Below are 3922 nucleotides of genomic sequence, written 5' to 3' on the forward strand. Positions count from 1 at the left end.
TGGTGTGCGCGCTTGATAGCCTAGCTGTTGATAGGCTGTGTCTGTTGTATTGACATCACCGACCTGAGGACTGGATGAGGGGTGGGCGGTGTCTTGATGTTTTGCCGGTATGGCGGCGCTATGATCAGCCAACGCTGGCGTGCATAGGTTTAGCGCAGCTAAAGCGGCATAAGTCAAAGTATGACGAGTCGGTGTGGTAAAGCTTGAGAGTTTCATGATGGCAGATAGTCGCCTGTAGGCAAAATTGGAAAATAATCATGCTATATTGACCGATTTCCCAACAGTTGACAAGGCGTATGCGGTCACGCGCATCGATATGTGGTTATAGGGCGGCGATAACTATACTGACAAATAAAAGATAGCAAATAACAAATCAGAAAGAGGCCAAGCAGGCCGCTCAGCCCTTTTGTGGGTCAATGGCAATAGATGCTATATAGTGAGTTCAGTATAAAAACGATACAGTGGGACTGGGATAAATTTTACGCAGCATCGAGCAGCGTAGACACAGCCCGTAAGGAAAATTTATACCAGTTCCACGTTGACATATAATGTATCTGTTTTATTGAGAATCGACTATAGTCAGTCCGCCATAAAATGAGTACAGTAGCACGCCCTAATTCGATAGTATTTATCGTAGCGGGTGCGATATCTTCGTTGGGCGATTAATGTGCCTCGTCCCAATTGGCGCCGCTATCTGTTTCTACCAGTAATGGTACGGCAAAGTCGACTTGCCAGCCTTTTTCAGCCGCAGTGGTCGTTAACACATCTTGCATCGCATCGGTGATAAGCTGACTAATTTCATCGACCTGATCGCTATCAACTTCAAATACCAACTCATCATGGACTTGCAGCAGCATTTTGGCTTGATCTTTGGGCAATACCTTATCGACAGCAATCATGGCAAGCTTGATAATATCAGCGGCAGAGCCTTGTAGTGGAGCGTTGATCGCGGCTCGCTCAGCGCCTTGCTTGACCATGCGGTTGCTATGAGTGATATCGGGCGTGTAGAGCTTACGGCCCAATATCGTCTCGACATAGCCTTGCTCATAAGCGCTGGCTCGCGTGTTGATCATATAGTTTTTGACACCAGGATAGCGCTCAAAATACATGTCGATATATTCTTGCGCCTCACCGCGGCTCATCTGTAGCTGTTTGGCAAGGCCAAAGGCGCTCATGCCGTAGAGCAGACCAAAGTTAATGGCTTTGGCATTGCGGCGCTCGGTCGCAGTTACCTCAGCGACTTCTTTACCTAGCACTTCTGCTGCGGTGGCTGCGTGAATGTCCAGACCTTCGTTAAAGGCTTGCGTCAAGTTTTTGTCGCCTGAGAAATGCGCCATCAGACGCAGCTCAATTTGTGAGTAATCCGCCGCCAAGATAACGCGACCTGCTGGCGCGATAAAGGCTTGGCGAATCAAGCGGCCGGTGGCGGTGCGAATTGGGATGTTTTGTAAGTTAGGATCCGTCGATGACAGTCGTCCGGTACTGGTCAATGCCTGATGATAGCTGGTATGTACGCGGTCGCTCTTGGCATCTGCCACATTGGCCAGCGCATCGGTGTAGGTGCTTTTAAGCTTAGACAATCCGCGATACTCAAGGACAATCTCAACCAATGGGTGATCAATCTTTGACAGTATCGCTTCGCCAGTCGAGTATTGGCCTGACTTGGTTTTTTTGCCGCCAGGGATGCCCAGCTTATCAAACAGCATCTCACCCAGCTGCTTTGGCGAGCCAAGGTTAAATTCTTCTCCAGCAATTTCATAAGCGCGTTTTTCTAGAGCGATGATTTCTTTATCAAACCGCTCTGATAGCTCATTTAAAAACGAGCGCTTGATTAAGATACCGTTTGCTTCCATTTGGCACAGTATCTCGGCCGTTGGAATCTCTAACTCGTGCAGCAGTTTGGCATTATTTTCGTCATCAGACAGTTTTTTATGAAAGATATCAAACAGCTGATAAGTGATATCGGCATCTTCACAAGCATAGTCGCTGGCGATATCGATGGCCACCTGATCAAAGGTGACTTGTTTGGCGCCTTTACCCGCGACATCTTCAAAGCTGATCGTTTGCGTCTGTAGATAGTGGCGTGCCAGATCATCCATACCGTGGCGAGTGATGGCGGCATTGATGACGTAGCTTGCCAGCATGGTATCCATCGCCCAGTTGTTGGGGCTGGCGTGAATCGCGCCGATCAAGTCGATATCATAATGACTTAACACATGAGCGTCGTATTTGAGGTGCTGGCCGATTTTACCGATATTTGGGTTTTCTAAGATAGGCTTTAAACGCGCCAATACCGTATCGCGATCCAGCTGCTTGGCGGTCAGCTCATCCCCTTCTAAACGATGAGTTAGCGGTACATAGTAGGCTTCGTGCGCTTGCAATGCAAAAGACAGGCCGACGATTTCGGCTTGTCGCCAATAGACGCTGGTGGTCTCGGTATCGATGACGAAGTGCGGCGCGGCTTCTAGTCGTTTGACCAAGCTATCAAAAGCAGGTGCGTCTAAAATCGTATGCCATGCGCTATCGCGACTTTTGCTATCGGTGATATTGTCGATAGTGCTTGACTGTAAGGATTTAGCGATTTGCGCTTGTGATTCACTATCGGCCTGAGCGTGCGCCACGCTTTGTGAGCCATTGGCAGGGTGGTTTGGATGATCAAGCGAGGCCAGCTCGTTTCGAAACTCAAGCTCTGTGTACAGAGCGCGTAGCTCATCGATATGGGCGCACGGGTCGGTATTGATTTTTAGATCGGCCCAGTCTTGGCCAATCTCTAAATCGGTGACGATAGTGGCCAGCTGCGCGTTGAACGGAATGTCATCGGCATACTCGACCAGATTTTTGCCAGCACGGCCTTTGATATCGGCGACATTGGCCAGCATGGCCTCGATATTACCGTATTTATTGAGCAAATCTTTGGCGGTTTTTTTGCCGATGCCCGGTACGCCTTTGATGCCATCTGATGAGTCGCCCATCAACGTCAAAAAATCGATCATCTGATGCGGCTCAATCCCGAATTTTTCGACCACGCCTGCGCCATCAGTAATTTTGCCCGTAAAACTGTCTTCTAGTATCACGCAGTCATTAATCAGCTGCATCATGTCTTTGTCACCTGTCGAGATGACCACGTGATGACCTTCAGCGACGGCGCGATAGGCCAGCGTACCGATGATGTCGTCGGCTTCTGCGCCCTCGATACGCAGTAGTGGAATCCCAAGCGCGGCAACCAAGCGATGAATATACGGAATCTGCTCAGCCAGCTCTACATCCATTTTGGGGCGATTGGCTTTGTACTCTTCAGACATCGCATGGCGAAAGGTCGGTGATTTGGTATCAAAACACACCGCCATATGGGTGGGGTGATAGCGGCGCATCAGTTTTAATAGCGCATTTAACGTACCGCGTATGGCGTTGGTGATGAGGCCTTGCGAGTTTTGCATGGTTTTTGGCAAGGCGTGATAAGTACGAAACAGGTAGTAAGAGCCGTCGACCAAGATAAAAGGCGGTTGTTCTTTATCCACATGACTGGTGTCCATCGTTGCGACGTTGGGCATACAGGCAAAGTCTGGCAAGGTGTTTGGATTGATGGGCGAGTGGGAATTGTGGTCGTTGTCAGTCATAGAGGGTCACTTATCAAGTATTTGGCAGCAGGTATTGGATAATAAAATATGGGATAAAAACAAGCATTAGGTAAAAAGTTGCCCTCATTATAACGATAAAATACCTTCTTGCCGAATGAATGACAAACGAATAAGAGGAGCCAATAAAAGTCGCGATGCGTACAAGATGCGTACAAACAAAAGTGCCAGACAATAAAAAAGAACCCAGACTCGCTGCGTTTTTTTTATGCTTCGTGACACTATAATCAACTGAAAATAAAACTGTTATATAAGTTTAAACGCGCTACTGGTATAAATTTTACTTG

At 48.2% G+C, this 3922-nt stretch carries 2 protein-coding genes; both read right to left on the bottom strand.

The window, feature by feature from the left end:
- Positions 1 to 216 (bottom strand): hypothetical protein (locus NK638_RS12015; RefSeq protein WP_274633194.1); only part of this gene is annotated, 216 nt, incomplete at its 3' end.
- A 446-nt stretch (positions 217 to 662) separates the two neighbouring features.
- A complete protein-coding gene (gene polA, locus NK638_RS12020) occupies positions 663 to 3617 on the bottom strand; it encodes a DNA polymerase I (protein WP_274633195.1) in 2955 nt (984 codons plus the stop codon).
- Positions 3618 to 3922 lie beyond the last annotated feature (305 nt).

Origin of the sequence: Psychrobacter sp. A3, from assembly GCF_028823565.1 — a bacterium.
Lineage (GTDB): Bacteria > Pseudomonadota > Gammaproteobacteria > Pseudomonadales > Moraxellaceae > Psychrobacter > Psychrobacter celer.